Origin of the sequence: Mesorhizobium sp. B2-8-5 (assembly GCF_006440675.2) — a bacterium.
Lineage (GTDB): Bacteria > Pseudomonadota > Alphaproteobacteria > Rhizobiales > Rhizobiaceae > Mesorhizobium.
Genome location: NZ_CP083951.1, coordinates 1,860,678 through 1,877,377 on the forward strand (window position 1 = coordinate 1,860,678; position 16,700 = coordinate 1,877,377).

General features: G+C 64.0%; 20 protein-coding genes. 9 read left to right on the forward strand and 11 right to left on the reverse strand.

The annotated features are described in order from the left end of the window. Window position 1 precedes the first annotated feature (1 nt). Window positions 2-373 carry a VOC family protein gene (locus tag FJ430_RS09015; RefSeq protein ID WP_140710204.1) on the forward strand — a complete coding sequence of 124 codons (372 nt, stop codon included), beginning with the start codon at window positions 2-4 and terminating at the stop codon, window positions 371-373. A 46-nt stretch (window positions 374-419) separates the two neighbouring features. On the opposite strand, the gene FJ430_RS09020 is transcribed toward FJ430_RS09015, so the two are convergent. From FJ430_RS09020 to sppA, 4 genes are all read right to left on the reverse strand, one after another. Next, on the reverse strand, window positions 420-1,382 hold the full coding sequence (locus FJ430_RS09020) for an ornithine cyclodeaminase family protein (protein ID WP_140710206.1): 963 nt from the start codon (window positions 1,380-1,382) through the stop codon (window positions 420-422). A gap of 190 nt (window positions 1,383-1,572) precedes the next feature. Then, on the reverse strand, window positions 1,573-1,905 hold the full coding sequence (locus FJ430_RS09025) for a LapA family protein (RefSeq protein ID WP_140710208.1): 333 nt from the start codon (window positions 1,903-1,905) through the stop codon (window positions 1,573-1,575). Between the two features lie 118 nt (window positions 1,906-2,023). Next, entirely contained in the window at window positions 2,024-2,308 is a 285-nt protein-coding gene (locus FJ430_RS09030) for an integration host factor subunit beta (protein ID WP_027165368.1), read from the reverse strand. Between the two features lie 77 nt (window positions 2,309-2,385). Further along, a complete protein-coding gene (gene sppA, locus FJ430_RS09035) occupies window positions 2,386-3,342 on the reverse strand; it encodes a signal peptide peptidase SppA (RefSeq protein ID WP_140710210.1) in 957 nt (318 codons plus the stop codon). 393 nt (window positions 3,343-3,735) lie between these two features. Here sppA and lptC point away from each other — a divergent pair, with 393 nt between their 5' ends. The 6 genes from lptC to ptsN all read left to right on the forward strand — a co-directional run bounded on the left by lptC (window position 3,736) and on the right by ptsN (window position 8,968). Continuing rightward, window positions 3,736-4,449 carry an LPS export ABC transporter periplasmic protein LptC gene (gene lptC / locus FJ430_RS09040; RefSeq protein WP_140710212.1) on the forward strand — a complete coding sequence of 238 codons (714 nt, stop codon included), beginning with the start codon at window positions 3,736-3,738 and terminating at the stop codon, window positions 4,447-4,449. After that, window positions 4,436-5,026, forward strand: a complete 591-nt coding sequence (locus tag FJ430_RS09045) for an LptA/OstA family protein (RefSeq protein WP_095769265.1) — start codon at window positions 4,436-4,438, stop codon at window positions 5,024-5,026. The genes lptC and FJ430_RS09045 overlap by 14 nt, the downstream gene beginning before the upstream one ends. Beyond that, entirely contained in the window at window positions 5,026-5,844 is an 819-nt protein-coding gene (lptB, locus tag FJ430_RS09050) for an LPS export ABC transporter ATP-binding protein (RefSeq protein WP_095769266.1), read from the forward strand. Before FJ430_RS09045 ends, lptB begins: the two co-directional genes overlap by 1 nt. Window positions 5,845-6,019: 175 nt before the next feature. Further along, window positions 6,020-7,549 carry an RNA polymerase factor sigma-54 gene (gene rpoN / locus FJ430_RS09055; RefSeq protein ID WP_140710214.1) on the forward strand — a complete coding sequence of 510 codons (1,530 nt, stop codon included), beginning with the start codon at window positions 6,020-6,022 and terminating at the stop codon, window positions 7,547-7,549. 305 nt (window positions 7,550-7,854) lie between these two features. Next, complete coding sequence (hpf, locus tag FJ430_RS09060) at window positions 7,855-8,442, forward strand: ribosome hibernation-promoting factor, HPF/YfiA family (RefSeq protein WP_140644560.1); 588 nt, start codon at window positions 7,855-7,857, stop codon at window positions 8,440-8,442. A gap of 61 nt (window positions 8,443-8,503) precedes the next feature. Continuing rightward, window positions 8,504-8,968 (forward strand): PTS IIA-like nitrogen regulatory protein PtsN, encoded by a 465-nt coding sequence (gene ptsN / locus FJ430_RS09065; RefSeq protein WP_140644559.1) that lies wholly within the window; start codon window positions 8,504-8,506, stop codon window positions 8,966-8,968. Between the two features lie 86 nt (window positions 8,969-9,054). Here ptsN and FJ430_RS09070 read toward each other — a convergent pair whose 3' ends face one another. Both FJ430_RS09070 and FJ430_RS09075 read right to left on the reverse strand, forming a co-directional pair. Beyond that, the gene (locus tag FJ430_RS09070; RefSeq protein WP_140644558.1) at window positions 9,055-9,312 is read right to left on the reverse strand and encodes a DUF1150 family protein; all 258 of its coding nucleotides are present in this window, start codon (window positions 9,310-9,312) and stop codon (window positions 9,055-9,057) included. A 63-nt stretch (window positions 9,313-9,375) separates the two neighbouring features. Next, window positions 9,376-9,801 (reverse strand): Hsp20 family protein, encoded by a 426-nt coding sequence (locus FJ430_RS09075; RefSeq protein ID WP_140710216.1) that lies wholly within the window; start codon window positions 9,799-9,801, stop codon window positions 9,376-9,378. A 240-nt stretch (window positions 9,802-10,041) separates the two neighbouring features. Here FJ430_RS09075 and FJ430_RS09080 point away from each other — a divergent pair, with 240 nt between their 5' ends. Next, entirely contained in the window at window positions 10,042-10,983 is a 942-nt protein-coding gene (locus FJ430_RS09080; RefSeq protein ID WP_140710218.1) for a nucleoside hydrolase, read from the forward strand. A 76-nt stretch (window positions 10,984-11,059) separates the two neighbouring features. Here the strand turns inward: FJ430_RS09080 and FJ430_RS09085 are convergent, their stop codons facing one another. The 4 genes from FJ430_RS09085 to FJ430_RS09100 all read right to left on the reverse strand — a co-directional run bounded on the left by FJ430_RS09085 (window position 11,060) and on the right by FJ430_RS09100 (window position 15,175). Continuing rightward, a complete protein-coding gene (locus tag FJ430_RS09085) occupies window positions 11,060-11,674 on the reverse strand; it encodes a LysE family translocator (protein WP_140710220.1) in 615 nt (204 codons plus the stop codon). A 105-nt stretch (window positions 11,675-11,779) separates the two neighbouring features. Continuing rightward, complete coding sequence (locus FJ430_RS09090) at window positions 11,780-13,237, reverse strand: amidase (RefSeq protein ID WP_210242119.1); 1,458 nt, start codon at window positions 13,235-13,237, stop codon at window positions 11,780-11,782. Next, window positions 13,237-14,142 (reverse strand): ribokinase, encoded by a 906-nt coding sequence (locus tag FJ430_RS09095; protein WP_140658069.1) that lies wholly within the window; start codon window positions 14,140-14,142, stop codon window positions 13,237-13,239. The genes FJ430_RS09090 and FJ430_RS09095 overlap by 1 nt, the downstream gene beginning before the upstream one ends. Before the next feature lie 127 nt (window positions 14,143-14,269). Continuing rightward, on the reverse strand, window positions 14,270-15,175 hold the full coding sequence (locus FJ430_RS09100) for a methylated-DNA--[protein]-cysteine S-methyltransferase (protein WP_181175567.1): 906 nt from the start codon (window positions 15,173-15,175) through the stop codon (window positions 14,270-14,272). Window positions 15,176-15,289: 114 nt separating this feature from the next. Between FJ430_RS09100 and FJ430_RS09105 the strand changes: the two genes are divergently transcribed. After that, entirely contained in the window at window positions 15,290-16,105 is an 816-nt protein-coding gene (locus FJ430_RS09105; protein WP_140710222.1) for a class I SAM-dependent methyltransferase, read from the forward strand. Between the two features lie 84 nt (window positions 16,106-16,189). On the opposite strand, the gene FJ430_RS09110 is transcribed toward FJ430_RS09105, so the two are convergent. Beyond that, entirely contained in the window at window positions 16,190-16,684 is a 495-nt protein-coding gene (locus tag FJ430_RS09110; protein ID WP_140644552.1) for a DUF2244 domain-containing protein, read from the reverse strand. Between the last annotated feature and the right edge of the window lie 16 nt (window positions 16,685-16,700).

The window sequence follows — 16,700 nt, forward strand, 5'->3', positions numbered from 1 at the left end:
TATGACCACGCCGAATTTCGTCATCCTCTATGTCGACAGCCCGGAAAAGAGCGGCGCGTTCTACGCTTCGCTGCTCGGACGCGAGCCGGTTGAATCCTCGCCGACCTTCGTCATGTTCGTGCTCGACAAGGGGTTCAAGCTCGGCCTCTGGTCGCGCCACACGGTCGAGCCGGCTGCGGCGGCAGCAGGCGGTGGCGGCGAGCTCGTGATCGCGGTCGAGAATGCGGCTGCGGTCGACGCCACCCATGCGGATTGGACTGGCAGGGGCCTCAACATTCTGCAGACCCCAACCGATCTTGATTTCGGCCGCACCTTCGTCGCGCTCGATCCCGACAATCACCGCCTGCGCGTCTACTGGCCGAATGGACAGTAGGCAGTAGGCCTATCTTCCCTATTGCCTGCTGCCCAATCCCTACTGCCTATTTGAGCGCGTTGTAGACGGCGACGCCGGCGGCGAGATCCTCTAGCGCCGCGCCGACCGACTTGAACAGCGTGATCTCGTCGTCGGTTTGCCGGCCCTGTTTCTCGCCGCGCGCGAGCTCGTGCAGGTCGGCGACGATCGCTTCCGGCTTCAGCACGCCTGACGCCAGCGGCTGGACGATGTCGCCGGCTTCCTTGGTGGCGCCGGCGCGGGTGTCGACATAGACGCGGGCGCGCTTGATCGCATCGTCATCGCTCTCACGCATCGTCGGCGTGAAGCCGCCGACGAGATCGACATGGGCGCCCGGCTTCAGCAGCGCGCCCTTGACCAGCGGCGTGTTCGAGATGGTTGCGGAGGCGACGATGTCGGCCTCGGCAAGCTCCGCATCGAGATCGCCGGCGGCACTTGCCGGAAGGCCTTCGGCGCGCAAGGCGGCGGCCACTTTTTCGGCATTGGCCGGCGTGCGGTTCCAGATGCGGATGGATGTGATCGGCCTGACCGCCGAATGCGCCTTGGCAAGGAAGGGCGACAGCGCGCCGGCACCGATCACCAGAAGCCGCGAGGCATCCTTGCGGGCGAGATAGGAGGCAGCGAGCGCGGAAGCGCAGGTCGTGCGCCACTGCGTCAGCCGTTGGCCGTCGATCAGCGCTTGCGGCTCGCCGGTGACGCCGTCGAGCAAAAGATAAAGGCCCATGACCGCCGGCTTGCCGATGGTATTGTTGTCCGGCGACACGGTGACGATCTTGACGCCGATATGGCCTCCCTCGGAGGTGCCCGCGGCGTTGAAGTCGGTCCAGGCCGGCATCAAAAGCAAGGTCGAGGCGGCGCCGTCCGGCCGCTCGATGCCATGATGGTGGCGAACCGGCTGCACGGCGCCATCGCGGAAGGCGGTGCGCAGCGTCTCGACAAGGCCGGGAAAGGTCAGCGCGCGGTCGACCTGTGCGGCCGAAATGGTCAGCATTGAAAGCTCCGTGGTGTGGAAAGGACGCTCGGCTATCTTCTACGCAATTCCGGACGGAAAACCGCTACGCACTTTGCCTGGAATTGCTAAAGCGCGTCGCGCTGAAAACAGATTCAGGCGACGCGCTTTAAGCCTTTGTTCGATGCATGTCGTTGTCCCAGAACCGCTGCGCACTTCTGGGCGACATGCATTAGTTCGTCGGGTTGGGCAGCGCCGGTCCCTTGGGCGCCACGGGCGTGCGGCTCACCGCCTGGCGCAGGTTTTCCGCCTCGAGGCCGCGCTGGCGCGCGAGCTTGCGATAGCGTCCCTGCTTCACCCAGGTGGCCAGGCTTCCGACGACCATGCCGATGGCCAAAGCCAGGAACAGGAAGATGAAAAGCGGCAGGCTCAGCGTCAGCGCGGGATTGCCGGGATGAAATGGATCGACCGTGAAGGCGACAGGGCCGCGATTGGCGACGGCGAGCGCGATCAGGATGACGGCCAGCGGCACGAAGACCACGACGAGGACGAAGCGATTGAACATCAAATCTCCATGGAGAGGCTTCTTGAAGCGCGCATGTCCTTGTCCCGAAACCGGTCTCCACTTTCGGGAGACATGCGTTTAGGCGCCGAGATGCCGTTTCGATCCGCCGGCCCGGCGCCTATTTGCCGCCGTTCAGCCTTTCGCGCAACTCCTTGCCGGTCTTGAAGAACGGCACCCATTTTTCCTCGACTTCAACGGATTCGCCGGTGCGCGGGTTGCGACCGGTGCGGGCCGGACGGTTCTTCACCGAAAAGGCGCCGAAACCGCGCAGTTCGACCCGGTTGCCCTCAGCAAGCGCGTCGGTGATCTCGTCAAAGATCGCGCCGACGATGTTTTCGACGTCGCGCAGGAAAAGGTGCGGGTTGCGTGCAGCAATGATCTGCACAAGCTCGGATTTGATCATAGAACATTCCCCGTAAAACCACTGCAACCGATTATCAGGATGATTTTATTGCTTTTTCGGCTCGTCCCAACGGCACCTTAAGGGTGCCAGACCGAAACGAGACCGTCAAGAAACAAGCGGTCGGCGCCAAGTTCGTGAATGATATCGCCGCCGGCATCCGGCAGGCCGAGCGCCTTGGCCGCCAATTTTGCCATCGACTGGGAAAACAGGAAACCGCCACGCCTGTCCTTGTCCTTCCACTCGACGACCTTGAGCTTGCTGTCCACGCCCTTGGTCGCCAGCCAGTCGATCGCCTCCTGCTCGCCGCCGACGGCGTCGACCAGGTGGTTGGCCAAAGCCTGGCGGCCGGTGAAGATCGAACCGTCGGCCAGCGCCAGCGCCTGCTCATGCGTCATCTTGCGGCGATCGGCGACGATGCCGACGAACCAGTCGTAGCTGTCGAGGATCAGCTTGCGCACCATGGCGCGCTCGTCGTCATTGGTCGGCTTGAAGGGCGAGGGCGAAGCCTTGAGCGGCGACGATTTCACCTCCTCCAGCTTGATGCCGAGCTTGTCCATGAGACCGCTGACGTCAGGATACTGGATCAGCACGCCGATCGAGCCGACGATCGATGTCTTGCGGGCGACGATGTGGTCGGCTGCACTTGCGATCATATAGCCGGCCGATGCCGCCAGCGTGCCGACTTCGGCCACCACCGGCTTGTCACCGGCAAGCTTGCGCACGGCGTCGAATGTGGACTCGCCGCCGACCGTGGTGCCTCCGGGCGAATCGATCGAAAGGATGACGCCCTTCACCTCCGGCGACTTGCGGATCGATTCCAGCCTTTTGAGCAGCTCCTCGTCTTCGGTGATGGTGCCTTCAATCTTGACCTTGGCGATGTGGGGGACCGCCCGGCCGGTAAAATTGTCGTCATAGACCCAGGTCGAGAAAGCGATGATCGCTGCCGCCAGAACCAGAAACGCGACCACGCGCCAGAACGTCAGCTTGCGGCGCAAGCGGCGGCGGTCGATCAAGTCGTCGGCTCTCATTGCCATTGTCAGCCTCATGGGTGGTGGGAAAGCACGCTTTTAAAGCAAGCTTCTACACACGGCTACCGTTTCCTGGCGCGGGTCATCCGCTTCACAGAAGGGTGACCCCTCTACTTTCTTGTCCTGATGCAATTCCTGTCGGAAACCGCTCGCAGCTTTCCCGGAACTGTTCCGAAAGGCCCGGCTTCGGCCTCCGGCGGTGACGCCGGGCTCACGAAAAATTAACGCAAGCAGTCCGTATCTGCTATGAAGTACAGGCCGTATCGCCGAATTCCTTTCGATTTTGCGCGCGGCAGCTGTCACATTTTTGCAGTTTTCCTCCGCTTGTGCTTGCTTGTAGGTGCCGGCATACCACCTATAGGCGGTGTTTGGGCGGGCAAAGGTCCATTAGAAAAAGTCATGTTGGCGCGATCTGACGAAACGAGCGATGCCGGTGAGGCATCGGCTCCCGCGAACCAAGGCGGCACGCGTGGCGATGCGTTCAACCGCGCCCGGCGGCACTCGCGCCGCGTCCGCGTGCTGAAATTTGCGGTACCGCTGCTCGCGGTCGCGATCGCCGTCGCCTTTCCGGTCTATTCCTACCTCAAAGCGCCGCTGTCGGTATCGGTGCAGGCCGACGGCACGGCGTTTTCCGATGGCAAGCTGGTGATGGCCAATCCGAAGCTCAACGGCTTCACCAAGCAGAAGCTGCCATATTCGCTGACGGCTACCAGGGCGACGCAGGATGTCGGCCAGCAGGCCGTCATCGACCTCGAAGGCATCAACGCCAGACTGCCCGTCGCCACCGACAACATCGTGTCGGTGGATGCCGCGCACGGTATCTACAATCGCGACGCCAACACGATGGATTTGACCAGCGACGTCAGCGTGACGACGACGGACGGCCTGATGGCGAAGTTCAAATCGATCTTCCTAGACATGGGCAAAGGCTCTATGAAGACGAGCAATCCGGTCGACGTCAGCCGTGGCGGGTCGCGCATCACCGCGGACTCGATGTCGGTCGAGGACAATGGCAGGCTCGTGGTCTTCGAGAGCCGGGTTCGCGTCAACATAGATCCAACTGCGCTGAAGGCAGCGGGGGTAAACGGTGGAGAACAGAATGCGTCGCAGTAAATCCGCATGGCTTCCGGGCGCTGCTTCCGCATTGCTGTTTTTGGCAACGGCGCATTCGTTCGCGCAATCGAGCGCGACCAGCCAGATTCCCGGGCTCAAGCTGTCGGGTGACCAGCCGATCCAGATCGAAAGCGACAAGCTCGAGGTCCGCCAGGCCGACAGCATGGCCGTGTTCAGCGGCAATGTGACGGTTAATCAGGGGCCGACCCTGCTCAAGGCCGGCAAGATGACGGTCTACTATGTCAAGGATGCCAATGCCGGCAAAAGTGCCGCGGCAGGCGCATCGGCGATGACGGGCGCCGCCAATATCGACCATCTCGAGGTCGAGAACAAAGTCTACATCAAATCGAACGACCAGATCGCCACCGGCGACACCGGCAAATTCGACATGAAGACGCAGGTGCTGGTGCTTTCCGGCAAGGAAGTGGTGCTGTCGCAGGGCGACAATGTGCTCAAGGGCTGCAAGCTCACCGTGCAGATGAAGAGCGGCCTCGGCAATGTCGAAGGCTGTCCTCGCGTCATCATGATGTTCAAGCCGCAGAAACAGGACGCGCAGCAGGGAGCGTCGAGCAAGTAATGGCCGGCGTGACTTCGCTGCTGGCCCGTCTCCCGGGACGGGCAGCCGCACAACCCGCTGCGCCGGCGACGGTCGGCGCCGACAAGGCGAAGTTCAAGGGCACCCTGATCGCCAAGGGGCTGACCAAGAGCTACAAGGGCCGCAAGGTGGTGAGCGGTGTGACGCTCGGCGTGCGCGCCGGTGAGGCTGTCGGCCTGCTCGGCCCCAACGGCGCTGGCAAGACCACCTGTTTCTACATGGTCACCGGCCTTGTTCCCGTCGACGAAGGTTCGATCGAGATCGACGGCTTCGATGTCACCTCGATGCCGATGTACCGGCGGGCCCGCCTCGGCATCGGCTATCTGCCGCAGGAAGCGTCGATCTTCCGCGGCCTGAATGTCGAGCAGAACATCCGGGCCGTGCTGGAGGTGGTGGAAAAGAGCCGCAAGGAACGCGAGCGCACGCTCGACGAGCTGCTCGAGGAGTTTCACATCAGCCATCTGCGCAAGGCGCCGTCCATGTCGCTGTCGGGCGGCGAACGGCGTCGCCTCGAAATCGCGCGGGCGCTGGCGACGCGGCCTGCCTATATGCTGCTCGACGAGCCCTTCGCCGGCATCGATCCGATCGCCGTCGCCGACATCCAGCAGCTCGTTCGCCACCTCACGGCGCGCGGCATCGGCGTCTTGATCACCGACCACAATGTGCGCGAGACGCTCGGTCTGATCGACCGCGCCTACATCATCCATGCCGGTCAGGTGCTGACGCATGGCCGCGCCGACGAGATCGTCGCCAATGCCGATGTGCGGCGTCTCTATCTCGGCGAGGGTTTCACGCTCTGACCGCGGGTTTCGACGCGGTTCGATGGCCGCGTCACGGCTTTCGGTCATTTTAGCGCTCGATAACGCTCCGGTAAGCCGCAACTGCTAGCGTTTTCCTTGACAAGCAAAAGCCGGGCCAGTTTCTATGCCCGACCGAAAAACAGTCGACGCGTAGACGAGGCGTTTGAAGTCCATCATGGCGCTGGCAGCCAAACTGCAGCTCAGACAATCCCAGTCGCTGGTGATGACGCCGCAGCTGATGCAGTCGATCCGGCTGCTGCAGCTCACCCATGTCGAGCTCGAGCGCTTCATCGACGAGGAGATCGAGCGCAACCCGCTGCTGGAACGGGCCGAGCCGCAGGACGATGCCGCCGGCGATCTATCCCAGAAAAGCGAGACATCGCCGGAAAAGGACAGAGAAGGCGACTGGTTCGAGGGCGAGATGGAGTGGAGCGCGGAAGCGATCTCGCAAAAGCTCGATTCTTCCCTGGAGAACCTGTTTCCCGACGATCCAGGCACCAGCGAGAGGCTGGGGCCGGATCTCACGGCGCAATGGAAGTCGGCCGCCGGGGGCGGCGCGGGCGCAGCATCGTCCGAGGGGTTCGACGTCGGCGACATGGCCGCGGCCGCCATCACGCTGCGCGAACATGTCGGCGAGCAGATCGCGCTTGCCTCCCTGAGCCCCGGCGAACGCCTTATTGCGGGTGAGCTGGCCGAAGGGCTCGACGAAGCCGGGTACCTGCGCACCGAACTCGACGAGATCGCGGTCCGGCTCGGCACGGACGGCGCGGCGGTGGCGCGGGTGCTTGGCGTCTGCCATACCTTCGAGCCGGCAGGACTTTTCGCGCGCGACCTTGCCGAGTGCCTGTCGCTGCAACTGGCGGTGCGCGACCGGTTCGATCCGGCGATGAAGGCGCTGGTCGCCAACCTCGAGCTTCTGGCGCGGCGGGATTTCCAGACGCTGAAACGCATCTGCGGCGTCGACGAGGAAGACCTGCTCGACATGCTGGCCGAGATCCGCGCGCTCGATCCGCGGCCCGGCCTGGCGTTTTCGGGCGGCGCGAGCGACGCGATCGTCGCCGATGTCGAGGTGCGCGCCGCCAATGACGGCAGCTGGGCGGTGGAGCTCAATGCCGATACGCTGCCGCGCGTGCTGGTGGACAATGTCTATTTCGCCCGCATTTCGAGCCATGCCAAGGACCAGGCGGAAAAAGAGTTTCTCGCCGAATGCCTGCAGAACGCCAACTGGCTGACGCGCAGTCTCGATCAACGGGCCAAGACCATTCTCAAGGTGGCGTCCGAGATCGTGCGGCAACAGGACGCTTTCCTCGTCCATGGCGTGCGTCACCTCAAGCCGCTCAACCTGCGTACGGTGGCCGACGCCATCGGCATGCATGAATCGACGGTCAGCCGCGTCACCGCCAACAAATACATGCTGACGCCGCGCGGCGTTTTCGAGCTGCGCTATTTCTTCACCGCGTCGATTGCCTCCGCGGAAGGCGGCGAAGCGCATTCGTCCGAGGCCGTGCGCGACCGCATCAAGCAGATGATCGACGAGGAAAAGCCCATCGACGTGCTTTCCGACGACGCCATCGTCGACATGCTCAAGGAAAGCGGGGTCGACATCGCGCGCCGCACCGTCGCGAAATATCGCGAAGGCATGAACATTCCCTCGTCGGTGCAGCGGCGGCGGGAGAAGCGGGCGCTCGCGAACGCCGGCCGCTAGGCCGATGCGAATCTCGACAAGCCCTGGCCGGTGCGAGACGGTGCTGATTTCCCACAATTCCCGAGTTTCATTGACAAGCCGCAATGAAGTGTCTAGAAGCCCGCCCGCATGGAGCAGGGCGGTGATGCCCGCTAGCGAATGGGTCCGTCAGACACGGCCATGGACGGCCAAGAAGGCGACTTGTGATCAACCGGAAAGTTCGGGTCTAAAATCGGCGCGCATGCCGCTGCAAAGCTTGTGCGCGCGCACCACGGGTATAAACTCGGGAACAGTTTGAAGCCTGAGCAAGGAAGGTCAGTTTTCAGATGAATCTACGCATTTCGGGAAAACACATGGACATCGGCGATGCGTTCCGCACACGCATCAACGACCGGGTCGGCGAGGCGATCGAGAAATATTTCGATCGGGGTTTTTCAGGACATGTCACGGTCATCAAATCGGGGTCGCGTTTCTCCGCCGACTGCATGGTCCGGCTCGATTCCGGCGCTTCGCTGCAGGCGACCGGCGACGCCCAGGATCCGACGCTGGCCTTCGAGGCGGCCGCCGACCGCCTTGAAACGCGGCTGCGGCGCTACAAGCGCCGGCTGAAGTCGCGCAATACGGGCAACGGCAATGGCGAAGAGCCGACCGACATCGCCTACACCGTGATGGCTCCTCTCACCGACGATGAGGAAGATATTCCGGAGGACTTCGCTCCGGTCATCGTCGCCGAATCAAGCATGACGCTGCGGACCATGTCGGTGGCTTCGGCGGTCATCGAACTCGACAACAGCGACAGCCCGGTCTTCTTGTTCCGCAACGCCGGAACTGACCATCTCAACATCGTCTACCGCCGGCCGGACGGCAATATCGGCTGGATCGATCCGTCGACGACCAAAGTCGCGCAGGGATAAAAAGCCAGCCGCGCGAGGGGGCGACGACTGGCGCGGCAGGCGAGCAAGGGATTTTTCAAGCATGGATCTCAGTGATCTCATCAGCGTCCCGGCGATCATGCCGGCGTTGAAAGCGAATTCCAAAAAGCAGCTTCTGCAATTGCTGTCGGAGAGGGCCTCGGCGATTTCGGGGATTCCGGAACGGGAGGTGTTCGACACCATCCTGCAGCGCGAGCGGCTGGGCTCGACCGGCGTCGGCAACGGCATCGCCATTCCGCACGGCAAGCTCGCCGGCGTGAAGCGGATCGCCGGCGTCTTCGCCCGACTGGAAACGCCGGTCGATTTCGAGGCGCTCGACGACCAGCCGGTCGACCTGGTGTTCCTGCTGCTTGCGCCGGAAGGCGCCGGCGCCGACCATCTCAAGGCGCTGTCGCGCATCGCGCGCGTGCTGCGCGACGCCGACACGGTGGCCAAGATCAGGGGGACGCGCGACGCGGTGGCGATCCACGCCTTGCTGTCGGACACACAGGCCTCGCACGCGGCCTGAAATCTTAGGATTGAAACCTTCGGAGGGTCGCCGTGAGCGGCCCTTTTCATTTCGAAGGCCAGGAGTCTCGAAGGCCAGGAGTCGCGTTAGTGGATCGCGACTGTGGTCAGGTCGTTCTCCCGCGCACCCGCCAGCGCCCGGTCCCGGGCATCGGAAAGCAGGATCGGCTGGCCGTTGGCGGCAAACAGCGCCCACAGCTCCATACCGGGCGCGATTTCGTCGAGGCCGGGGAAGCGGCCGCGCAGGTCGTCGCTCGACACTTTCCTGAGATAGGCGACCGAACCTTCGCCGAGATGGGCGAGTTCGCCGCTGGTCATGGTGGTCGTTTCGTCAGTTCTGGTCATTTCAAGCCTCCTTGGCGCGAGGACGCCAGGATTGGCCGCCTCGCACAGAGCCATCGGCAAAGATCAGTCTTTCACCGATATGTTTATTTTCCGTACCAGCCGCTCGGCCTCCGGCCGGTCGAGATCGACCGACAACAGGCCGTTCTTCAGCTCCGCCGCGATCACCCGCATGCCGTCGGCCAGCACGAAACAGCGCTGGAACTGGCGCGCGGCGATGCCGCGGTGGAGGAATTCGCGCTCGGTGTCGTCAGTCTGACGTCCGCGCACGATTAGCTGGTTCTCCTCCGTGGTGACATCGAGGTCGCTCTCGGCGAAACCGGCAACGGCCAGCGTGATGCGCAGCCTTTCGGCCTTGCCGTCGGCGGCGTTGAGGCGCTCGATATTGTACGGGGGATAGCTGTCGCCGGACTTCGCCAGACGCTCAAGCGTCTTTTCCATGGCATCGAAGCCCAGAAGAAGCGGGCTGGAGAAGGGCGTCATTCGACTCATTGTTACACTGTCCTCTGAAGAGCGACACAAACTGGAAAAACCCGGATGGCATTTTTCCCGATGGTCTTGATATGGTCCGCCGCGCGATCAAGTTCAAGCCACTGAAATCAGGATGACGTTTCGTTGAACCGCCATCCTGGTTCAGCACTTCGTTGGAGCATGATCTTGTCCGAAAACCGGTCCCACTTTTCGGGATCATGCTCTAAATCCCGCCCAAAAAGACTCCCCAAAGGAATTGAAATGCCCCAGTCCAGAAAGATCATCATCGACACCGATCCCGGCCAGGACGATGCCGTCGCCATATTGCTGGCGCTCGGCAGTTCCGAGCTGGAGATCGTCGCCATCACTGCGGTTGCCGGCAACGTGCCGCTGAAACTGACCCAGAACAACGCCCGCAAGATCTGCGAACTGGCCGGCCGGCCCGACATCAAGGTCCATGCCGGTGCCATCCGGCCGCTGGCGCGCGAACTCGTCACCGCCGAGGAAGTGCACGGCAAGACCGGCCTCAACGGCCCGCAACTACCCGAGCCGACCATGCCGTTGCAGGAACAATACGCCGTCGATTTCATCGTCGAGACGCTGATGCGCGAGGAAAGCGGCACGATCACGCTCTGCCCGCTCGGGCCGCTCACCAACATCGCGCTGTCGCTGATCCGCGAGCCGAGGATCGCGCCGCGCATCAAGGAAATCGTCTTGATGGGCGGCGGCTTCTTCGAGGGCGGCAATGTCACGCCGGCCGCCGAATTCAACATCTATGTCGACCCGCAGGCCGCCGATCTGGTGTTCAAATCGGGCATTCCGATCGTGATGATGCCGCTCGACGTCACCCACAAGGCGCTGACCACGTCCAAGCGCACGCAGGCTTTCCGCCAGCTCGGCACCAAGGTCGGCACCGCGACCGCCGAGATGCTGGAGTTCTTCGAGCGCTACGACGAGGAAAAATACGGCACCGATGGCGGGCCGCTGCACGATCCGTGCGTGATCGCCTATCTGATCAAGCCCGAGCTGTTCAAGGGCCGCCATTGCAACGTCAGCGTCGAGACGACCTCCGAGCTCACCATGGGCATGACGGTGATCGACTGGTGGGGTGTCACCAAGCGGAAAAAGAACGCCATGGTGATGCGCGACATCGACCATGACGGCTTCTTCGCGCTGCTGGTCGAGAGGCTGGGGCGGCTGTAAGGGCCGCTTCTTCCTTCCCCCTGGGGGCCCGCAAGCTTCCCCCTGTGGGCCCCCAAAAGGGGAGAAGGTGAGGCGCTCACTTCGCCTTCGAAAACGCCAGCCATAGCCCGCCGCCGACCAGGAAGCTGCCGCTGATCCTGGACATCAGCCTGACGCGGCTGGCCGACAGAACGCGCCCGGCGCGGCCCGCGGCAAGGGCATAGGTCGAATCCGACATGGCGGCGAAGGTCATCGCGGTCAGGCCCATCACGACGATCTGTAGCGTGTAATTGCCCTGCGGCGCGATGAACTGCGGGAAGAAGGCGCCGAAGAAGACCAAGGTCTTCGGATTGCTGATCGCCACCAGAAAACCCTGCAGGAAGAAGCCGCCGCGCGGTTTTCTCGCCGTTCCGTCGGGATTGAGCGGGCCCTTGGAGCGGAACATCTGCACGCCCATCCAGATCAGATAGGCGGCGCCGATCAGCCGCACCCACTCGAACCAGTGGCCCATGCCGGCGATCAGCGTGTTGAGGCCGATGCCGACGATGGCGATCATGATCGCGAGCCCGGCCTGGGTGCCGGCGACGTTGGCCAGGCCCGCGCGCGAGCCGTGGCGGATGCTGTTGGCGATGATCAGCGTCACCGTCGGACCGGGCACCAGGATGATGACGATGCAGGCAACGACATAGGTTGCGTAAAGTTCCAGCGACATGGTCTTTCCTTGGACCGACAGAGGTGATGCGGCGGTGGCTGCTGGATCAATGCACGGCGTCACTGTTGGCGCAAGCGGTGCCGACTTGCCCGATTCAGAGGCTGCTCAGCAGGCGCCCGCCGTCCACGGCAATATCGCCTCATAGGCGGCGCCGGCCTTGAGCACAGCGAGGTCGCCGCGTGGGCGGCCGATCAACTGCATGCCCATGGGTCGGCCTTTCTCGTCGAACCCCGCCGGGACGCTAAGCGCCGGGCAGCCGCCCAGGGTGGCGAAGGCGGAGACCTGCATCCAGCGGTGATAGCTGTCCATGGGTCGTCCCGCGACCTCGCGCGGCCAGTGGGTCGTGACGTCGAACGGGAAGACCTGCGCGGTCGGCAGCGCGATCAGGTCGAAACGCTCGAACAGCGAAAGCAGCGTTCGGTGCCACGAGGTGCGCCGGACGCTGGCGGCATGGACCTGCGGCGCGGTCAGGCCCATCGCCTGCTCCACTTCCCAGACAGCCTCGGGCTTCAGAAGTTTGCGTTTTGCCGGGTCGTCGTAGTGCGCCTTCAGCCCGCAGCCGCTGCTCGCCTGGCGCAAGGTGACAAAGGCCTGCCAGAGCGCCTCGAAATCGACATCCGGAACCAGGGCCTCGCTGCGGAAGGATGCAGCGGCGAAGCGGGCAAGCGCGGCCTCGCAAAGGTCAAGCACGCCCGGTTCCGTCGGCAGGTGGCCGCCGAGGTCGCCCAGCCAGGCGATGCGGCCGCCGGACGCTTTCGCGCTCAAGCCGTCGAGGAACGAACCCTCCTTGGCATATGACAGCGGCGCGCGCGGGTGATAGCCGGCCTGTTCATCAAGCAAAAGCGCGATGTCGCGAATGTTGCGGCCCATCGGCCCTTCGACGCCCATCTGCGAATGGAAGACATCGAAGTCCGGGCCTGCAGGCACAAGGCCCTGCGAGGGACGGAAGCCGTAGACATTGTTGTAGGCTGCCGGGTTGCGCAGCGAGCCGCCGAAGTCGCTGCCATCGGCGACCGGCACCATGTCGAGCGCCAGCGCCACGGCCGCGCCGCCGCTCGAGCCGCCGGCGGTCAGCGCCGGGTCGAAGGCGTTGAGCGTCGGCCCGAAGACCGGATTGTAGGTGTTGGAGCCCAGCCCGAATTCCGGGACATTGGTCTTGCCGATGATGATGGCGCCGGCCTTGCGGACGCGCTCGACGAAGAAATCGTCCACGTCGGGGATGAAATCGGCGAAGATCGGCGAGCCGAAGGTGGTTCTGAGCTCCTTGGTCAGGGCGAGGTCCTTGATGGCGATCGGCAGGCCGAAGAGCGATCCGGCCTCGCCGCCGTGGGCCAGATGAGCATCGGCCCTGTCGGCCTCGGCCAGGATATCGGCGCGCTCGCGCAGCGAAACGACGGCGTTGACCAGCGGGTTCACCGCCTCGATGCGGTCGAGGAAAGCGCCGGCCACCTCGCGCGCCGACAAATGGCGCTGCCTGATCTTCCCTGCAAGCTCGACAGCGGGGAGGCGGCAGATATCGCCGGCCGGCGGCACTGCGTGCTTGGTGACGGGACGCATGGCCATTACCGCGCCGCCGCCAAGGCGGCGTCGACATCCTTTGCCGGTGGAATTGCCGGCTGCGCGCCGGGTTTGAGGCAGGCGAGCGAGCCAGCCGCGGCGGCGCGGGTGAGCGCCTCCTGAAGCGGCAGGCCGGACGACAGGCCGGCGCCGAAATAACCGCAGAAGGTGTCGCCCGCGCCGACCGTGTCGACCGGCGTGATCTTCAGCGCCGGAACGGTGAGGAAATCGTCCGGCGTGGCGGCCAGCACTCCGTCGCCACCGAGCGTGACGACGATGGCGCGGCCTGTCTTCTTGGCATAGTCGCGCATGCGGGCAGGGCGATCGCGCCCCGAAAGCGCCAGCGCCTCGCCATAGAGATCGAACTCGGTTTCGTTGGCGACGGCATAATCGGCCTTGCCGACGAAGCCGGCGGCCTCGGCACGGAAAGGGGCGGTGTTGAGCACGCTGACAGCGCCCGCCGCGCGCGCCGCGTCGAGTGTGGCGTCGACCGCCTGCAGCGGGATCTCATGCTGCAAGAGCACGACGTCGCCCTTTTTGAGGAAGGCCTTGGCGATATCGCCCGGCACCACCGAATCATTGGCGCCCGGCACGACGGCGATGACGTTCTCTCCATCAGCGCCGACCAGGATCAACGCCGTGCCGGTGGAGGCGAAGCTCTGGCCGACACCGGACAGATCGACATTGCCGGCCTTGAGAAGGGCGAGCGCCTCGGCGGCAAAGCTATCCTTGCCGACCGCGCCTACCATGCGCACTTGCGCGCCGGCGCGCGCCGCGGCCAGGGCCTGGTTGGCGCCCTTGCCGCCGGGCGCGGTGGCGAAGCCGGAACCGCGCACCGTCTCGCCGGGCGCCGGCAAGCGGTCGACATTGGCGATGAGGTCGAGGTTGATAGAGCCGACAACGATAATCAAGAAAGTGCCTCCCGCTGGTTGCGCGGGAGGCTAACGCATGCCCCTGAAAATCGGAACCGATTTTAGAAAGGATCATGCGCAAAATCAAAGTGCTAGGAAGATCTCCACAGGGCCTTGGCCGTCGACTTCACGACGCTACTTGCCCCGCTTCCCAGCCGAGGATGGCGCGTTTGCGCGTCAGCCCCCAGTGATAGCCGGTGAGCGCGCCGGACTTGCCCAACGCCCGGTGGCAGGGCACCACGAAGGACATCGGGTTGGCGCCCACGGCCGCGCCCACGGCCCGGCTGGCGCTGGGTGCGCCGATGCTTGCCGCGATCGAGGAATAGGTGCAGGCCCTGCCCATCGGGATGCGCAGCAACGCTTCCCAGACGCGAAGCTGGAAATCGGTGCCGATCATCACCACGCGCAGCGGCTGGTCGGCGCGCCATTGCGTCGGGTCGAAGACCCGCGCGGCGTAAGCCTGGGTGGCCGACATGTCCTCGACGTAAGTCGCGTTCGGCCAGCGGCCGGACATGTCGGCGAAGGCCGCCCGCTCGCCGCCGGCGTCACAGAAGGCGAGGCCCGCGAGACCTCGGTCGGTGACCATGATCAGCGCAATGCCGAAAGGCGAGATGTGGTAGCCGTAGCGGATGGTGAGGCCCGCGCCCCGGGTCTTGTAGTCGCCGGGCGACATCGCCTCATGGGTGACGAAGAGGTCGTGCAGCCGGCCGGGACCGGACATGCCGAGCTCGAACGAGGTCTCCAGCAGCGGCATGCCGGAATCGAGCAGCCTGCGCGCATGGTCGAGCGTCACCGCCTGCAGGAAGGCCTTGGGCGATAGGCCGGCCCAGCGGGTGAAGAGTTTCTGCAGGCCGGTGGGCGTCTCGCCGACCTCTTCGGCCAGGACCTCGAGCGAGGGCTGGTCGCGATAGTCGAGGCTGATCTTCTCGATGGCGCGGCGCACGACCTCGTAGTCGCTGCCTTCCGGCGTGATGTCGTTCTGGAGGATCGCGGTCGGTTTCATGCGGGTATTCATGGTCATCTGAGCGTTCATGGCAATATCTCCTTGTCCCGAATATCGGCCTTCCAGAACTTTGCCTCCACCCGAAACTTGCCTTCCTGCCATCCACACCCAGATAGAGTGAGCTTCGGGCCGAAAAGGACGATCATGGCCGGCGAAAAGGTCGATATGACCGGGGCAAGGGAAACCTTGCTGATGACGCTCTACGGCAAGGCGCTGGAGAGCCGGCTGCCCAATTCATTGCTTCAGGATCGCTTCGCCGACGAGGCGGTGCGCAAGATCGACTATGATTTCGCAAGGCTCAAGGTCGACGGCAATCTCGGGCTGGGATTTGCAATCAGGGCGAAGACACTGGACGTCTGCGTCGCGGATTTCCTCGCAAGATATCCGGACGCGATCGTGCTGCATCTGGGATGCGGGCTCGATACGCGGATATTTCGCGTCGACCCGCCGCAAGGCGTCGACTGGTTCGACGTCGACTATCCGGACGTCGTCGAGCTCAGGCGCAGGCTCTATCCGTCCAGGGACCGTTATCATCTGATCGCTTCCTCGGTGACCGAACCGGGCTGGCTGGCCGCGGTGCCCCGCAATCGCCTGGCGATCGTGGCGGCCGAAGGGCTGACACCCTATCTTCCAGCCGAGGAGGGACCGCGGCTGCTTGCGCGGCTTGTCTCGCATCTTGCCGGCGGCGAGCTGATGTTCGACGCCTATAGCCGGTTCGGCCTGAAGCTGATGCGCCTCAATCCGGCCATCAAGGCGACCGGCGCCGAAGTTCATTGGGCCATAGAGGATCCGCGCGAATTGGAGCGGGCGGTGCCCAAACTTCGCTTCATCGGCGAGATCCCATCCTACAAGCCGGAGCAAGGGGCGCGCCTGGGCTGGTCGGCGCGTCTGTTCGTCGGTCTCTGGAAGCTCATCCCAGCGATGCGCAAGGTCGGCAGGCTGTTGCGCTACCGGTTCTGAAAGGCTTGTTTGCTCCGAGCATGATCTTGTCCGAAAACCGGCGTCCACTTTTCGCTGACGCGGATCTTCGGTTCGGGATCGTGCTCAGCGTGTCTTGGCGGTCGCCAGCGCGCGCGAGAAGGCTGTGGCAAAACTCTCGCGATCGTCGGGATTGAGGAAGCCGCCGATCGCCACGCTCTTGCCCTGCGCTTCGACGGCCATCTTGGTGATGCCGATCTCGCTGTGGCGGGCGATCGAAAACCGCGTCCAGAACGGATTGAAATGATGCGCTTCCGAACGACCGGACGGCGCTGTCTTGCGAATGTCGAGACTGGTGCGCGAGACCGAGATTTCCTCGCGGGCGCGCGCGGCCCGGTAATTGGCGCGGAAGGCGATGTAGACGGCGATCACGTCGAGGCCGAAGAAGCCGAACACCGGCCAGGCGCCGTGCGCCAGGAAGAAGGCGCCGGTGACCGCCCAGCCGAACAGAAGCGCTCCCATCAGGATCAGGAAGCCGGTGCGGCCGAGCGAGCGGTGCGGCGTCAGCAAGGCCTGGAAAAATGGCTCGTCGGCCTGGAACGAGGCGTTTGTGTCGCTCATGAGGGAATATTATAGG